This window comes from Psychrobacter sp. 1U2 (assembly GCF_051847575.1).
In genome coordinates this window covers 42,836-59,782 of record NZ_JBPYDC010000014.1, presented here as the reverse complement: position 1 = coordinate 59,782, position 16,947 = coordinate 42,836, and the positions used below count along the sequence as shown (strand labels likewise).

Sequence of the window (16,947 nt, the reverse complement as noted above, 5' to 3'; positions counted from 1 at the left end):
TAGATGAGGGTTTTTTGTAGCTGCGGCTTTTTTTACTGAATCTACTTTAAAACTTAGTAAACTATTTGCTACTATAAAGCGGATAGCTAGTGACAGTTATAGTTGGTTTATATTTGGCTAAGAGCGATGCCGCTTGTTTACAAATCCGATATAGGCGCATAAAGAGAGACAAGCTATAGTATTGAACACGCTAAATGATCATAAGCTTGATTATTGTAAATCGTATCAATATGAGCTTTATCATTATAAGCTTAAGCATTTAACACTGTCAGTTTTCAGCATTTAAATTTAGGAGATAGGCATGAGCCTAGGATTATCAAAATCGTTACGAGCGTCTGCAATGATGACCGGAGTATTCGCCTGCGTCATCAGTCTCAGCGCTTGCCAACAAGAGCCTGAAACTGAACCAAGCTTAGAAGAAGATATTGCCGCTGAGCAAGCCGTGCCGATGTCAGCGGAACCTGCTGAGCCTAACGATACTGTCGTCGCTGCTGATGCTACGCTTAATGAAGTACAAGCCGATACGGTCGCTGAGGTGAACACTGGAGTCACTCAAATCACTTATTTATGTGCGCCTGAGCTAAAAGTCGATGTCACTTATAAAGACGATAGCAACGAAGCGGTGCTGAGCACAGATAAAGGAGTGATCACAGTCAATAAAACCAACGAAGGCACCAATCCAGAAGTCTATGAAGGCACAACAACGATCGATGGTAGCGCAGGCTTTACCCAGTGGCGTGTCGCGCATCAAGAGCGTGAGACCGGCGTGATTCGTACCGCTAGTGAAGGCGAGTCTGACGTTAATACCTATCAATGTGATGAGATTGATTAATTTTTACAGCCTTAATAAGGTCTTGGATTTAGCTAAGTTGTGCAAATAAAAAAAGCAACGCTGATTTAAAGTAGCGTTGCTTTTTTAGTGCCATTTTAGCGAGAAATACAGACTTATTCGCTCATCAACAAGCAAGGTTTGAAATTACTTTTTAGGAGCCTGTTGATTATCGTGCGCCAAAAACCCTTCTTCATTGACATCAAGCTCTTCGTGCTTCAATTCGACTTGAATCGTGTCGGTATGGGTATGCTTAGTTTTGCTAATATCGATCTCTTGGATCGCATAAGTGTCTTTGGTAATCGTCGCCACTTGTCTAGATAGCACAATCTCCACTGGTGCATCGCCAATTTCGACTTGTTTGCCATTAATAGTCACAACCGCTTTGCTGTCCAAGCTCGGTTCGACATGGCGCAATATATCTTTATCATCAAAATTGCCTGCAAGTATATCTTGGCTTTCACTATCCTCATAAGCGGTAGTCACTGTGATATATTCTTCAACCAGCTCAATGGGCACCTCAATCGTTCTAGTGCGCGCATGCTTAGTGACAGTGACTTTGCCGACGTCCAAACGCTCTTTATTGACCACAGGGCGCTCTTCTAATAGCTCAAGATAGCCGCTGCCTTTATTGATAGTCGCTCCTGCCAAATGATTGGCCTTACTATCAGCGTTTATACCTTTATTAGTAACATCACGATTGCTAATCTCATCGGGAGCGGGGAGTTTATGCTCGCTAGTATGATCTTCTATTTTCTTATCTATAGTGTTATGGGGAGCAGTATTACTAACATCGGTGTTATTAATATCAGAGTTACTGATGTTAGGGTTTAATGGTTTATTAGACTCATTATTCATAGTCATCTTCCTTGTTATTTCCAGTTGTATAGTTAGCCTAAAATCTTATAGTTGCAAATTAACTCTAAACATAAAAAAAGACCAGAGACTAGCTCTGGCCTTAATTTACTGAGATAACTCAGCTGCTTTTAACTATCATAAAATACTGTTATGAGTAGTTTAGCTTATTACATACCACGAGCGCGGCGGACGTCTTCGGCAGTGATGTCATCACGGTCATATAAGTTACCTTCACGGTCAACGACATTACCTTCATCATTGACGTCAAGCTCTTCGCGCTGAATGGTCTCAACGATAGTCTCAGTATGACGTTCAGTAGTTTTACCGACACTGACCTCTTCTGTCACATAAGTCTCTTTACCAACACGAGCGCGTTCTGCTTCTAGTTCTACTTCAACAGTTTCGCCAGCGCCTACATCACCAATCTTGCGATCAGAGACACGGTCTACGTTAGTACGCTGGATATTGGCGTGTTCTTCTTCTAACTCTACATTGACGTTACGCTCTTCGGTCACGACGTGTTTACCGACTTTGACTAAGCCTGCTACGATACGATCTTTATTTACCGTTAGGCGTTCTTCTAACAGCTCCAAAGTGTTCGGAGCCTCATAATGGGCATCAGAAATTTCTACGTGCTCTTCAGTAGGAACAGTATCGGCTACAAAAGCTTGACGATCTTTTTCATACTGCTCTTTATAGCTATACTGATAGTCATGATCATAGACTTCCATCGCTTCTACTTGTGATTTGGTCAAGCTATCAAAGAATACATCATCACCAACAATACGAGCGAGGCCTGCAGGTACTAATACTTCTTTTGAACTAAACCAACCGCCTGCATCAACGATTAAGTAACGAATACGACCAGTCGTATCTTCTACTAAAGCACCATCGATTTTACCGATTTTGTCTTCGTTAACACCATAAGCAGTTTTGCCAGTTGGGTCATAATAGTCATCACCAATTAGGTCACGGTGAGTTGCTTGAATATCTTGTAAACGGATAAGTTGGCTCATTATTATCTTCCTTTTATATGAGTTAATTTTTATTGAAAATGAAAACTTGAGTGATAAATACAATGTTAAGTACTTAGAATATAGCAGTCAAAATCTTAATAGCTGATTTGATAACCACTAATTCTGTAAAATTTCAGTTCGGTAAGTGAATTAGTTATTGTTAATTACCTCGCCTCAACTGGTTATTAGAATAACAAGAGCAAACAGCAGGAGGTATATAAGCGAGGTAGCAAAATGTGCGATAGACGTAAAAGCGTGTAATAGGCTGTAAGCGCTATAACATGGCGAAGGTATAAGTTAACGGTTGTTTACAGTAAATGCTTTTTCATATTGTTTTTTAGATATTAACCAAAATAAAAAACCGCATAGCTTTAGCTGATACGGTCATAATGGATAAACTATTAGGTTAAAAAACTGAGTAACACGCTTTATGGTAGTTCGATAGCTACCGCTACCGCTTCACCGCCACCGATACAAAGGGTAGCGACACCTTTTTTACCGCCTGTACGTTGTAGCGAGTTAATCAATGTGATCAAGATACGCGCCCCAGAGCAGCCAACAGGATGACCGAGCGCACAAGCACCGCCTTCAATGTTAACTTTACTATGCTCGATATTTAGCTCGTCCATAGCAGCCATAGTCACCATAGCAAAAGCCTCATTAATCTCCCAAAGATCAACATCAGCGACTGACCAGCCCGCTTTATCTAAGACCTTTTCGATCGCTCCTATAGGTGCGATAGTGAACTCGCTAGGATGACGAGAGTTTGAGGTGGTGGCGATAATACGCGCTTGAAACTCTAAGCCCTCTGATTTTGCCTGCGACTCTTTCATCACTACCACGGCCGCGCCGCCATCTGAGATTGAGCTGGCATTGGCCGCGGTGATGGTACCGTCTTTGGCAAAAGCGGGGCGTAGATTTGGGATGCGCTCAGCGTTCGCAAGACCCGGCTCTTCGTCGGTATCGACGGTTTTTTCGCCTTTGCGAGTCTCAAAAGTGACCGGGGTGATTTCGTTGTCGAAGTGACCGTCTTTGATAGCGGTTAGCGCGCGATTCAAAGACTCAATAGCAAATTCGTCCATTTGTTCGCGGCTATAGCCTTTCTCATTCGCCATCTCTTGCGCGAACTGGCCCATAAGCTTGCCGGTTTCGGCATCTTCTAGACCATCTAGGAACATATGGTCTTTGACCTCTTTATGTCCCATACGGTAGCCTGCGCGTGCGCCTGGCATGATATAAGGTGCATTAGTCATCGACTCCATGCCACCTGCGACGGCGATGTCGAAGCTACCTGCTTTGATGCCGTTATAAGCTTGCATCACCGCTTTAAGGCCAGAGCCGCAGAGCTTGTTGATAGTGACCGCGCCAGTACTATCTGGCAAGCCAGCTTTGCGCATGGCTTGACGGGCAGGGCCTTGACCCAAACCTGCGGTCAAAATACAGCCCATAATCACTTCATCGACACTATCAGCGCTGACACCAGCACGCTCAACAGCAGCTTTGATAGCGGCTGCTCCTAAATCCGCCGCACTGACATCTTTTAGTGCGCCTTGAAAGCCGCCCATTGGCGTCCGCGCGCCATTGACGATTACGATTGCATCATTTGACATAGTTATTCGTCCTTTTCAGTATTAATTTTTGCTATTGGTATTCTTTATCAACGAAGATTTTACAATAACCTTGCTTTTATTATAGGGGCAAGCTTACTGTTTTAAAACGCTCAGTTTTATACTGATAAAGTGATACAAAAAGCTGGTCAGACATTAGGGGCTGTTGAACAGACCCTAAACAAGCTTTTCAGACCAATCTGTCGTAGTCATTCGGCACAGTCAGCAGTTAAGCCAACTCATCCAAGCGAATACGTACCACTTTGCCCGTAATAGCTTCTAACTTCTCTATTTTTTCAATCGCTAGGTTCATCTGACTCTCTACCACCGGCAAGGTCAAGATAATGACCGGTACTTGACCGACTTTGTGCGCAGGTTTTTGTAAGATGGCATCGATATTGATACCAGCATCGCTTAGTATGCGCGTGATATCTGCTAGCACTCCCGGGTTATCAAAAGCATGTACACGCAGATAGTAACCGCTAGTCATCTGCTCTGCTCGCAAAATGGGCGTATCAGATAGCTGCTCAGGCTGAAAGGATAAGTGCGGCACATGTTTGGCAGCAACATCACTGCCGATCACGCGCACCAAATCCATCACATCGGCCATCACCGCAGAAGCGGTCGCCCCAGCCCCAGCGCCATCACCGTAATACAGCGTCTGACCGAGTGGATGTGAATTGACCAATACCGCGTTTTTGACACCATTGACGTTCGCTAGTAAAGCGTCTTGCGGGATAAGCGTCGGATGCACGCGCAGCTCAATACCAGCCTTATCCTTATCGCCGTCTCCATCACGGCGAACCGCGAAACCGACGTGCTTGATACGGTAGCCAAGCTCCTCAGCATAGCTGACATCTTGTAAAGTAATATCAGTGATGCCTTCGCAATAAACTTTATCAAACTGTAGAGGAATACCAAAAGCAATAGACGCTAGTAGCGCAAGCTTGTGCGCGGCATCAATCCCTTCAACATCGAAAGTTGGGTCCGCTTCAGCATAGCCAAGCTCTTGTGCTTCGCTTAGCACTTCAGCGAACGGACGACCCTTATCGCGCATCTCCGTCATGATGAAGTTGCCCGTACCATTGATGATACCTGCTAGCCAATCAATTTTATTGGCGGCTAAGGCTTCACGCATAACCTTAATAATCGGAATACCACCAGCGACCGCAGCTTCATAAGCAACATGGACGTTATTGGCTTCTGCCGCTGCAAAAATCTCATTACCGTGCTCAGCGAGCAAAGCTTTATTGGCAGTGACCACATGCTTGCCATTGTTGATGGCTTGCAGGATGACGTCTTTTGCAAGGGTAGTGCCGCCGATGACTTCGATGACGATATCGACATTATCACTCGCCGCTACTGCCATGAGATCGGCATTTTGGGTAATACTGGCATCAATATCTTCACGTTGACGACGAGTACCGACTTCAGTGATGGTAATATCGTGTCCACTACGGCGCTTAAGTTCGTCTAAATTGTCATTTATCAAATGGACGACGCCAGTACCGACAGTACCGAGTCCAAGTATCGCTAGTTTTATGGATTTACTCACAGTATCCTCAAAAATTAATAAGTGTATAAAAAAGATAAGTCAGGGTTATCAAAATACTCAGTTAAACTACCAAAAAACGCCCTTAAAGATGAGATAAAGGCTTAAGTAAGGAGACGCTTCATTAACCACTAGATGCTATTGAGCAGTTACCAATAGTCTTTGTCAGTGACACAGCAGAATATTCAGTGCACCTTACTCTAACGCTGAGCTTATTTAACGCTTTATCGTATCATACCGACAAGCTGCCGTTGCGTCTATGCAATGTTGCTGACTACGGTGTATTGACTGCAGTGCTACTAAATTAATTTTTGCAGCCGCTACTTAGTAGCATTAATCGCTTGTTCTAGCTGCGCGGCGGGTAGATAACCCCCCACTTGGTGACCGGTTTCGGTAAAGATAGCTGGCGTACCGCGCACGCCGAGACTCGCCCCTAAAGCCATTTGCTCTTGCACGGGGTTTGCGCAGCTAGGCGCTTGTACGTCAGCGCCCATTTTTGCCTGATTCATAGCTGCCCTGCGATCTTGACTACACCAGATAGCTTCCATCTTGGGAATAGATTCTGGGCTACGAGGCCAAGCTAAGTAGCGAACCTCAATACCGCGAGCATTGATATCGGCAATCTCTTCATGCAACTTACGACAGTAGCCGCAGTCTGCATCCGTAAAAGAATATACTACTGACTTGGTTGCACCCGTTGCAGGGAAAATAACCATGTCCTTTTTATCGACGCGCTCTAACGCTTCTTTTGCGGTTCTAGCAACTAAATCTGCACTGATATCGACAGGTGTCTCGCCGCCGACAGCGACAATCTGACCTTGAATGATATGCTTGCCGGCTTTATCCGTAAAAAAAGAAGGCAGACCTTCGGCGCTTACCCAGTAGATACCCTCCATATCAGTGGGCACAGCAGAGAGAATAGTCTCCTCAATGCCAGAGGCGTTTAGGTTAGCTTGCAAGGCGCTCACTACTGCTGCATCGTTGTCTTTCGCTGGCTTGCTGGTCGCTACCACGGCTTGTTTATTGCTGACGACATCAGAGCTCGTCGCGTCAGCGGCATTGTTCGAACATCCGGCCGCTATCATTACCAGTAGGGTACTCATCATCGCCCGCGTCAACCTATTGCGTCTAGGATTATTAGCGGATTTGTGGCTAGCCGCACCAGCTTTTGGAAAGGGGGGTAGAGACATATAACGTTTCCTATAAGCGCTAGCGCTTATCTATGGTTTGGTAATGAGTGCAGATAAAGCACAAGTAAAACCGAATAAAACTTAAATAAAAACGAATAAAACATTGTATCTTAACACATTTTATTAAATAGGCGCTAAGTGAGACATTCTTATCTTAGCATCATCCAAAAAGTAAACAGTATCAATATGAGCATCTGTGTCATCAATACCAATGTCATAAGTAACAGTGTCGAATTTTATACAGCCTTTGTAAGGAAATCAAAAATAAAATACATTCTTACTATGTAATGTCATTCTGGTTATGTCATCATTAGCTAGGTTTTCTATGATTAAGCTAATAATAAAGACATAGATAAAATAGGCACAGACAGACATAAGTGTCGATATACCGTTATTTGTTGACGCATAATTATAAATTCATAACTTTTAAGGAATATACATGGCAGGTGCCAGTTTACTAACGCTACTTGATGATATCAGTGTGATATTGGATGACGTATCGGTCATGACCAAGGTCGCCGCAAAAAAGACAGCCGGGGTGTTAGGCGATGATTTAGCGCTGAACGCTGAGCAGGTGACGGGGGTCAAAGCCAATCGTGAGCTGCCAGTAGTTTGGGCAGTCGCCAAAGGCTCTTTTATAAATAAGCTTATATTAGTACCAGCCGCGCTTATTATTAGTGCCATCTATCCGCCGCTAGTTACTTTTTTGCTAATGTGTGGTGGTCTGTTTTTGGTTTATGAAGGCGCTGAAAAAGTCATCCATAGATTTTGGCCACACGCATTATCTGATGACGAAGAGCACGCGGCTCGTCTACAAGCCAATGCGGATGAAAACGTTGATTTGGTCGCTTTTGAAAAACGTAAAATTAAAGGCGCTATTCGTACTGACTTTATTTTATCCGCGGAGATTATCGTGATTGCCTTGGGGTCGACAGCATCGGCAACGCTTCTTGAGCGCAGTTTAGTATTATCTATTTTGGCCATCGCGATTACGATAGGTATTTATGGCCTAGTGGCGGGTATCGTAAAAATAGATGATCTAGGTTTACATCTCATGGAAGAAGAAGGTGACTTCACCCAAAAAGTCGGTAAAGTATTATTTGCTGCTGCGCCTAAACTGATGAAATTTCTGTCTATTGCGGGCACCTTAGCAATGTTTTTAGTGGGTGGCGGTATTTTAGTGCATGGTATTGGCTTTTTGGATCATGGGGTAGAGGATATTGCCCATTTGACAGGCGTTTTTGAAAGCGTGACTACCGCTCTCTTAAATGGGGTCATCGGCTTTATTATCGGCGCTATTATCGTTGGTATTTTTACTATCGTTGGTAAAATACGCGGCGACGATGATGGCACAAAATCAGCCGCACATTGATCTGCAATTAAAAGCACTAAGCATATTAAATAGCATTAAACAAAATAAAGAGCCCTGACAAACAAAAGCCCCGATAGTTAACTATCGGGGCTTTTGAGTATCGGCGCTTTTACTATTTCTAATAGCAAAAGCGAGTGTCATTAACTATCCGCTTCTTTATCGATACTCTCTGCTTCAGCCTTTTCGGCTTGCGTGGGCTTCTTATGCTCAGTCTTTGGCTTACGCGTTCGCGCTTTCGGCACTTTTGGCGTCGTCAGATTAAACATTCCCGTTTGTGGCAATAACTGCTCAGCCACATTTTCGATCATGTTTTTATAACTGGCGATAGTCGTTTTTGACTTCTCAGCCCCGGTACTGTCTGTCGCTGCTACTTCGCTGTCAGTAATGGCAGACTCATCAGCCACGCTCGTCTCCAGACTTTCCTGGCTAACAAGCGCCTGCTCTTCCTGTAACAACTGCTCACTTTCGGCTGTGATGCTTTCAGCTTGCGCCTCTCTTGATAGCGCAGTAGCTTCTACTTCATCAGCGTCCACCTCACTAGTGTCGCCTGCGACTTCAGGCACAGTCAAAGTTGCTTGCTGAGTTGCTTCTTGATAGTCAGGATGTTGACCACGAGGATCATTGCTCGCGCGCTGAGCGATAGGGCGCGGCGCTACTGAAGTTTTGCCTTGCTCTATTGCTACTTGGCTTGTGGCGGTAGTCATAGCCGCAAAGCGCTGAAGGTACTCGGCACTTAGCGAGTCATAGCCATAGTTGCTAAAGCTAAAGGTGCTGATATCTACAGAGCCAGTGTTTTGCTCAGTCCTGGTCTCTGCGGCAGCGCCCTCTTGCTGTGAATGCTCAGCTATCGCAGCAATAAAGCAATGGATCACGCCTTCATCTGCTAAGCGCTTCTCAGCCGAAGCTAAAGTCGCCCGAATAAAAGCGCCAACCGAGCCGCGAATGCTAGGCGTAGGATTGACTGCAGTAGAAGCTGAGTCGTCCGCTTGCGGCTGAGCATTTGCTAGTTGCTGACTGCGTACTACGCGTGGGTCATTGCTAGCCTGACCGAACTTATTGGCAGTGACGTAACGCGCTGCAAATAAACTATCATGATCTAGGACAAAGTCGCGGCTTGGCTCAGCCGTCTGCTTGTCGCCAGCGACGTCAGCTGCTGCAGACGCTTCTTTATGCTCGCCAGTAACAGCGTTATCGGCGTTTTGCGTGCTAGCAGTCTGCTTCGCATTTTCAGCTTTTACGCTGGTAGCGTTTTTGTCAGCTTCCAAGCTTGCGCTTTTTTCGCTGTTACTAGCATCCTCTTTAGCCGTCGTTTGACTTGCTTTTTGCGCGTCAGACTTATTGTCAGTCGCTTGCTTGTCTGCTTGCTTATCCGCTTTTGAGGAGCGAGAAGCGGGCGCTTTGCTATCATCTAACGATAGATGTACGACCTCCGGCGTCTTGAGCTGCACGGGCGCTTCATTGACCTGTAACGTGACTTCGTTAGGGTCTTGATTGCGGCGAGCATTAGTAGCAGTTTGGGCATTATTATCCTGATGACGCGGCTGGCTGTTTTGCTTGGCATTACTGTGCTGAGCGTCATCTGATTTAGTTTGGTCAGCAGAGCTAGATTTTGCCGTAGCGTCTAGCGTCTTGCCGCGCTCAAGCGAACCCCGTGAGCTGCGTTTGCTATGCGGCTTGCGCTTAGCAAGGGTTTGCTCATCAGAGTCGGTACTGCGCTGATCGTTCTGACGTTCATTACTGCCATTACGATCACTATCAGTATTACGATCGCTATGACGCTTATCAGAGCTGTTTTTATTGTCAGCTCTGCTATCTTGACGACTGCCGTTGGTAGTATTATTAGCAGCACTGTCGTTATCGTCTTGACTGCGGTTACTACTTGAGCCATCGCGCTGCTCTTTTCTTTGCTGCGACTTAGAAGACTGTGAGGACCTAGGCTTACGAGTCTTGCGGCGGCGTCTATCATCGCCTCTGCGGTCTTTATCGTCATCATTTTTGTGTTGACGCGTTTGCTGCTGCTCAGAACCTGAATCTTCAGAACTCTGATTCTGATCTTGCGAGCTTGTAGCAGCATTTTGGTTTAAAGCACTGCTATCGGTTTGACCTAATGAACCTAAGCTCTGCGCGCCAGTGTTGACCAAAGTTTCTATCGCTTCTGCGGCATCGCGACTACTGACATTAGCGACTTTAGCTTGCGGCGCTTGCGCGAACAAGTTGGATAGCCAAGCGACGGCTTGCGGCTGCGCGGCAGAGCTAGTAGCTGCGGTTGAGCTGGTATCGCTCGAGGCGTTGCGGTTGGTTTGATTACTTTGACTACGACGCTCGTTACTGTGATCGCTGTGGGTCACCGTACGATCAGCCGTGTGTTGCTGGCTTTGAGGCCGGTTGTCATTATTATTTCGGCCGCTACTTTGCGAGCTATTCGCCTGACGAGAGTTTGCGCTGTCGTTTTGGGCTTTATTTTGACTGCTTGGAGCCGAGCTATTAGGCTTTGAGCTTTGACGAGGTTGGCGCGTCGGCTGCTGCTCTGGACGCTCATTTTCAGCCGTTTGCCAATCAACATCGTAGCCTAAATCGCTATGCTCTTGCTGCTGAGTATCAGTGATACGCTCGTAGCTTGAGGGCGCAAAGCCATCACGATTGAAGTGCAATTTGAAGTTTGGCGATTCTAAATGCGCGTGCGGCAAGATAGTAATGCGAGTACCGCTGTCTTGCTCAAGATAGACTAAGCTGTCGCGTTTTTCATTCAATAAGAAAGCGGCGATATCAGTCGGTACTTCAGCCTGTACTTCACCTTGACGCTCTTTTAACGCGATCTGTTCAATCTGCCGCATAATCGATAGCGACAATGAGCGTAAATCACGAATCATACCGTTGCCATGACAGCGTGGGCAGATATAGCCCGTCGATTCTTCTAATGATGGACGCAGACGTTGACGGCTCATTTCCATCAAACCAAACTTAGAAATATCGCCGAATTGCACGCGCGCGCGGTCATATTTGGTGGCATCAATCAGCCGTTTTTCGACTTCTTTTTGATGCTTGTTATCATTCATATCGATAAAGTCAATAACGATAAGACCGCCCATATCACGCAGGCGCAGTTGACGAGCGATTTCATCAGCGGCTTCTAAATTGGTATGATAAGCGGTTTCAGCGACGTCTGAGCCTTTGGTCGATTTGGCCGAGTTGATATCGATGGATACGAGCGCCTCGGTTTGATCGATGACGATAGAGCCGCCTGAGGGCAAACGCACTTCACGCTGATAGGCGGTTTCGATCTGCTTTTCGATGTTGAAGCGAGAGAACATCGGCTCATAATCAGTATATTTACGCAGTTTTTCTGCTTGTTTTGGCATTACTGCATCGATGAAGCCGGCCGCCTCAACGTAGGCGTTTTCGTTATCGATCCAAATCTCAGAGATATCATCACGCAGATAGTCGCGCACTGCACGGGTCACGACGCCTGCTTCTTGGTGTACCAGGCGCGGTGAAGGGTATTTTTTATTCTGCTCTTGAATGGCTTGCCAAATATTGAGCAAGTGGTTGAGGTCGTGCTGCAAGTCTTCTTGAGTTTTACCGATACCGGCGGTACGGATGATGACGCTCATACCTTTGGGCAAATCAAGATTGCCGAGCATACGTTTCATATCTTCACGCAGCTTACCGGATATCTGGCGAGAGATACCGCCGCCGCGAGGGTTGTTGGGCATCAGCACGAGATAACGACCCGCTAATGACACATAAGTCGATAGCGCCGCGCCTTTATTACCGCGCTCTTCTTTTTCGACTTGCACAATGAGCTCATCGCCTTCTTTGATGAGCTTTTTGATATTTTCATCACGCGGATTGCCGCTTAAGTATTCTGTAGAGATTTCGCGAATAGGTAAAAACCCTTGACGCTGTGAGCCATATTCGACAAACACAGCTTCAAGCGAAGGCTCGACGCGAGTGACGTGACCTTTATAGATATTGGATTTTTTCTGTTCGCGAGTACGGTTTTCTAAATCGAAATCGTATAGATGATTGCCTTTGCACAGGGCAACACGAATCTCTTCGTTTTGAGTAGCGTTGATTAAAATGCGCTTCATATTAATATCCTATGAGGACGCACAATCACGACAAGCTAGATTTTAGGCTGATGGGCAAGTAGAGCTGATTTTCATCTCAGCGCTCATAAAAAATGTTTACAAAATAATAGAGGGGTTATAACGATATATTTGCTTTGCAAAGTTTGCGCCGCCAGTCGCTATGATAAACGAGCCGTTTAGATACGCTTCTCTTTAAAGGGCTAAGAGGCTTACTGTCAAGCTCCTGATAAAATCTAGAGGGTGTAAAGCTGTAGATTCTATTTTATAGCGGCATTCACAAAACTGTGGTTTAAATACGCTTCTAAAAATTGATTGTTCTAACCTTGGTTGTCCTAACAAGAGTTGCCATTATGAGCAAATCATATAAGCAAACCGTAAGTTTTTTGTATTGAACAATCAATCAATATCCTTGATACAGTGATTGTAAGCGTTCAGTTAACAAAAGTGGTTGTAAAGCACAAGTTGTCAGTTTAGACCTGCAAAAGAGGTTGTCTATTATTTTATAAGTAAAGCATTTATTACAATGATAATTTTTTTGATAATTGATAGCGGTACTTCAGGTTAGCGGGGCGTACTTGGCAAACAAAATAAATATTCAAGTTTCAGTCACCTTATTTCGCAACAAAGTTAAGCGCCTTTTTGGGCACATTTTAGGCGTTAATACTAATGTTTATCGTTAATACTAATGCTTATACGTCGATGCGAATAGGGACTAACACAGCTACTAAGCTGTAGGTACTGTAGGTAGGATATCGTCGCTACCAGTTAAATCTGTTTGACCGCCAATAGTTTTTTAAAACTAATTTAGTAAGTCAGCTATTTATTATCAGTTCAAACTATTCTTACTTGCTCAATAGCGCGACCTTGGCTGATGAATAAACAAAGGGTTGTAAATCCTAATTTAAACATAAGTTATCATTTAAGCTGTCGTTATGCACGTATTAAGTAAATGGTATTTGGTTGATTAGCAAATATCTTGCTTTAAAATCGGATGAGACGCGTAACATTACCGCCACCCGTGCTCAACATGCTAAACTATAACAAATCTTTGTGTAAACACCTAACTAAAAATGACGAATTCGACAATGACCGATGATAAACCTAGCCATGAAGCCCCTGTGATATTCAACAGCAAAACCCGTCCCCAAAGCGCTGACGACGAAATTGGTAATTTTGGTAAAGTTAATTACTTAGAAGTCACCCGCCATCAGCACGATCAGCGCTTAGATAACTTTTTGCTGAACCGTCTAAAAGGTCTGCCAAAAGCGCACATCTATAAGATGATTCGCTCTGATGAGGTGCGCGTCAATAATAAGCGCTGCAAAGCTCATGATAGAGTACAGCGTGAAGACGTAGTGCGTATTGCGCCGGTGCAACTAGCCACGCGCGAAAAACCTATTATCAGTACTGAGTTTGCCAAAAGTCTGCTGGCACGCGTGGTATATGAAGATGAAGGCCTTATGGTGCTCAATAAACCCTCAGGCATTGCCGTGCACGGCGGTAGCGGGCTTGATTTTGGTGTAATCGAAGCCATGCGCGAGGTCACTGGTAAGAAATACCTAGAGCTGATTCATCGTATCGATAAAGATACCTCAGGGCTGCTAATGATATCCAAGAAACGCTCAACGCTCAAGAGCTTGCAGCAGCATTTGGTCGATAAAACCATCCAGAAGCACTATCTGTGTATGGCCAAAGGTCAGCCTGTGATGGGCGAGCAGCGTATCGACGCGCCTCTCCTACGCTATACCTTAGCTAGTGGCGAGCGCCGCGTCAAAGTCGAGGCGCAAGATGAGCAAGCCAAAGACAGCCAGACTGATATTATTGTCCATAGCCGCTTCACTATAAATGAGCAGCCCGTCAGCCTAATCGAAGCTAAGCCGCTGACCGGCCGTACCCATCAGATACGCGTGCATTTAGCGCATATTGGCCACGCGATTTTGGGCGATGATAAATACAACGTCCATGATAAATCAGGCGTTCACCGTCTCTGCTTGCATGCGTGGCGTTTGGATATTCCTGGCTATGAGATGATTACTGCGCCATTGCCAGAAGATATGGCGGACTGGCTCCCTGAGCAAACTGAGCTACCAGAATAAACCTAGCTGCTAAAATAAACTTAATTATCCGACTATAGCGTTTTGCAGAAAGTTAAAATAAAGGCCAATTTATGACCGAAGCCACCATTGAGCGCAGTGTTCTCATCAATGACTTACTCCCTGAGCATCATTTAGCCCATAAAGCGCTGATTATCTTTGATTGGGATGGGACTTTGATGGATTCTATCGGTCTAATCGTCGAAACCATGCACATCGCAGGGCAGGCACACGGTTTCATTACTAACGATAAAGCCATCAAAGATATCATAGGTCTAAGTTTACTGAGCGGTATTGAAATACTCTATCCGCAGGCAAGCGTAGAGCAGCAGTTGGCTATTCAGCAAAGCTATGCCGATTACTATATTGCCAATAGCCCGCGTACGCCTTTTTTTGCGCCAATAGAAGCCATGTTAAAAAACTTAAAGGCTCAAGGTAAACAGCTTGCGGTCGCTACAGGTAAAAACCGTCGCGGGCTTGATCGGGTGATATCAGCCTCTGCTAGTCATGAGTATTTTGTAATGACTCGCTGCGCCGATGAAGCAGGCTCGAAACCTGATCCGCAGATGCTTCATGATATTTTAAATTTTAGCAAACAGCCGGTCAGTCGTGCGGTTTATATTGGCGATAGTATCTATGATATCCAAATGGCGAATCGTCTAGGAATGACGAGCATCGCTGTCGATTACGGCACTGCAACTCATGCAGAGCTTGCCGCGCAGCAGCCTACTTATCAGGTGCAGACCCCTGAAGCGTTAGCCGAGTTATTGTCCTGTTAGCAAAAGCGTGGTAAATAGACCCAAAAAAACAGGCTACCTTATTGATGATAAGGTAGCCTGTTTTTTTGCTCAATGATCAATATTTAAATAAGCAGGTTCATCGGTTACTTATTTTAGTGCTCATTGTTATTACTGACAGAGCTGTCCACTTCAATCTTATCAGATTGTGTTACAACCATTTCGCTAGCTTGCTGCTGTAACATACCGTCTGCGTCAAGCTTGTAGTCGTACCAATGCCCCATCACTCCAGCTAGCTCTTCTAAACCTTCTTTTCTCAGCGCTGAAAACAGCTGAATGCTACAATTTAAGCCGATTTTTTTAAGATGCTTACGCATATTTAGCAGCGCATTTTTGGAAGCGCCGTATTTAAGCTTATCGGCTTTAGTTAGCAAGATATGTACCGGCAGCTCACCTTCTTTTGCCCAGTGCAGCATTTGCTCGTCAAAAAACTTCAAAGGGTGACGGATATCTGTCAAGAGCACTAACCCAGCAAGGCTCCCACGCGAGACTAGATATTCTTCTAGCTCTACTTGCCATTCTTTTTTCATCTCCAGCGGCACGGCTGCATAGCCATAACCGGGCAAATCCACCAAGCGTCTATCGGTGTCGCCGATTTTGAAGAAATTAATCATTTGCGTGCGCCCCGGAGTTTTGGAAGAGCGGGCAAGCTGACGCTGATTGGTCAAAGCATTGATAGCAGATGATTTACCGGCGTTTGAGCGCCCTGCAAAGGCGATCTCCAATCCAGCATCAGGAGGACAGAGGCGAAAAGTAGGCGCTGAGGTCATAAATTCAGTTTGCTGGATGCGTTGACGCGATTTGGTGTTGAATGCGGCGTGCTCACTAGCAACATCGCTGTAGGGGGTGCTCATAACGGACTCATTATTGAAATAATTAATAGAGGCATTATATCAATAACCGCCCAACATTAAAGCAAATAGGCACTTAAGATTGCTCAAAGCGTGTGAATGAGTTAATTGCACTAAATGTTGAGCCATACGATGGCTTACCGCTTTTCCTCCTATTAGCTGTACCATAATTAAACAGGAGGGAACTATATTAACATGACATATATTGTTACAATACTAGCAAATACAGTCGCAAAACAACCAATCTACTAGAGGAGGTGTGTTATGCGTTCATTACTCAAAACAGTTGCAAAGACCAGTCGTACTTTGGGCGGTAGTGTCGCTGCAATGATGTTAAGTAGCATATTGATGAGCAGTCCTGCTGTGGCTGATATTGCCACTACTTATGATAACTCGTGCGCAGCTTGCCATGATAGCGGTGCGCTGGGTGCACTAAAAAAAGGCGATAGTGCGGCTTGGGCCAAGCTGAAACAGCAAAAAGGGATGCCTGCCTTAGTCAGCTCTGTAAAAAACGGTATGATTCAGATGCCAGCGGGCGGCTTATGCGATAAGTGTAATGATGATGATTATCGTAAATTAATCGATTATATGAGTAAATAAGGGCTAATTAATACCTTGCTGATGGCTTTTTAAGTGATTACTCTTATGATAAAAACCCTTAGGTATGACGATTAAGTAGGCAAATCCATTA

The 16,947-nt window shown here is 45.1% G+C and carries 12 protein-coding genes; 5 read left to right on the top strand and 7 right to left on the bottom strand.

Annotated elements, in window-relative coordinates; genetic code table 11:
• Positions 1-301 precede the first annotated feature (301 nt).
• Complete coding sequence (locus tag ACS8FD_RS08355) at positions 302-832, top strand: hypothetical protein (protein ID WP_439275379.1); 531 nt, start codon at positions 302-304, stop codon at positions 830-832.
• A gap of 144 nt (positions 833-976) precedes the next feature.
• Here the strand turns inward: ACS8FD_RS08355 and ACS8FD_RS08350 are convergent, their stop codons facing one another.
• The 5 genes from ACS8FD_RS08350 to ACS8FD_RS08330 form a co-directional block, all read right to left on the bottom strand.
• Positions 977-1,687, bottom strand: a complete 711-nt coding sequence (locus tag ACS8FD_RS08350; RefSeq protein ID WP_439275378.1) for a YsnF/AvaK domain-containing protein — start codon at positions 1,685-1,687, stop codon at positions 977-979.
• 167 nt (positions 1,688-1,854) lie between these two features.
• A complete protein-coding gene (locus tag ACS8FD_RS08345; protein ID WP_439275377.1) occupies positions 1,855-2,703 on the bottom strand; it encodes a DUF2382 domain-containing protein in 849 nt (282 codons plus the stop codon).
• A gap of 428 nt (positions 2,704-3,131) precedes the next feature.
• On the bottom strand, positions 3,132-4,313 hold the full coding sequence (locus ACS8FD_RS08340; RefSeq protein ID WP_439275376.1) for a thiolase family protein: 1,182 nt from the start codon (positions 4,311-4,313) through the stop codon (positions 3,132-3,134).
• 226 nt (positions 4,314-4,539) lie between these two features.
• A complete protein-coding gene (locus ACS8FD_RS08335; RefSeq protein ID WP_439275375.1) occupies positions 4,540-5,865 on the bottom strand; it encodes a homoserine dehydrogenase in 1,326 nt (441 codons plus the stop codon).
• A 317-nt stretch (positions 5,866-6,182) separates the two neighbouring features.
• Positions 6,183-7,052 (bottom strand): DsbC family protein, encoded by an 870-nt coding sequence (locus ACS8FD_RS08330; RefSeq protein WP_439275374.1) that lies wholly within the window; start codon positions 7,050-7,052, stop codon positions 6,183-6,185.
• A gap of 439 nt (positions 7,053-7,491) precedes the next feature.
• Here ACS8FD_RS08330 and ACS8FD_RS08325 point away from each other — a divergent pair, with 439 nt between their 5' ends.
• Positions 7,492-8,424, top strand: coding sequence for a DUF808 domain-containing protein (locus ACS8FD_RS08325; RefSeq protein WP_439275373.1), 933 nt, complete (start codon positions 7,492-7,494; stop codon positions 8,422-8,424).
• A gap of 140 nt (positions 8,425-8,564) precedes the next feature.
• Here ACS8FD_RS08325 and ACS8FD_RS08320 read toward each other — a convergent pair whose 3' ends face one another.
• Positions 8,565-12,515 carry an Rne/Rng family ribonuclease gene (locus ACS8FD_RS08320; RefSeq protein WP_439275372.1) on the bottom strand — a complete coding sequence of 1,317 codons (3,951 nt, stop codon included), beginning with the start codon at positions 12,513-12,515 and terminating at the stop codon, positions 8,565-8,567.
• Between the two features lie 1,085 nt (positions 12,516-13,600).
• Here ACS8FD_RS08320 and ACS8FD_RS08315 point away from each other — a divergent pair.
• Both ACS8FD_RS08315 and ACS8FD_RS08310 read left to right on the top strand, forming a co-directional pair.
• On the top strand, positions 13,601-14,611 hold the full coding sequence (locus ACS8FD_RS08315; RefSeq protein ID WP_439275403.1) for an RluA family pseudouridine synthase: 1,011 nt from the start codon (positions 13,601-13,603) through the stop codon (positions 14,609-14,611).
• Positions 14,612-14,682: 71 nt separating this feature from the next.
• The gene (locus ACS8FD_RS08310; RefSeq protein ID WP_439275371.1) at positions 14,683-15,387 is read left to right on the top strand and encodes an HAD-IA family hydrolase; all 705 of its coding nucleotides are present in this window, start codon (positions 14,683-14,685) and stop codon (positions 15,385-15,387) included.
• Positions 15,388-15,500: 113 nt separating this feature from the next.
• Here the strand turns inward: ACS8FD_RS08310 and yihA are convergent, their stop codons facing one another.
• On the bottom strand, positions 15,501-16,259 hold the full coding sequence (yihA, locus tag ACS8FD_RS08305) for a ribosome biogenesis GTP-binding protein YihA/YsxC (RefSeq protein ID WP_439275370.1): 759 nt from the start codon (positions 16,257-16,259) through the stop codon (positions 15,501-15,503).
• 261 nt (positions 16,260-16,520) lie between these two features.
• On the opposite strand from yihA, the gene ACS8FD_RS08300 reads away from it, so the two are divergent.
• Positions 16,521-16,856, top strand: a complete 336-nt coding sequence (locus ACS8FD_RS08300) for a c-type cytochrome (protein WP_439275369.1) — start codon at positions 16,521-16,523, stop codon at positions 16,854-16,856.
• Positions 16,857-16,947 lie beyond the last annotated feature (91 nt).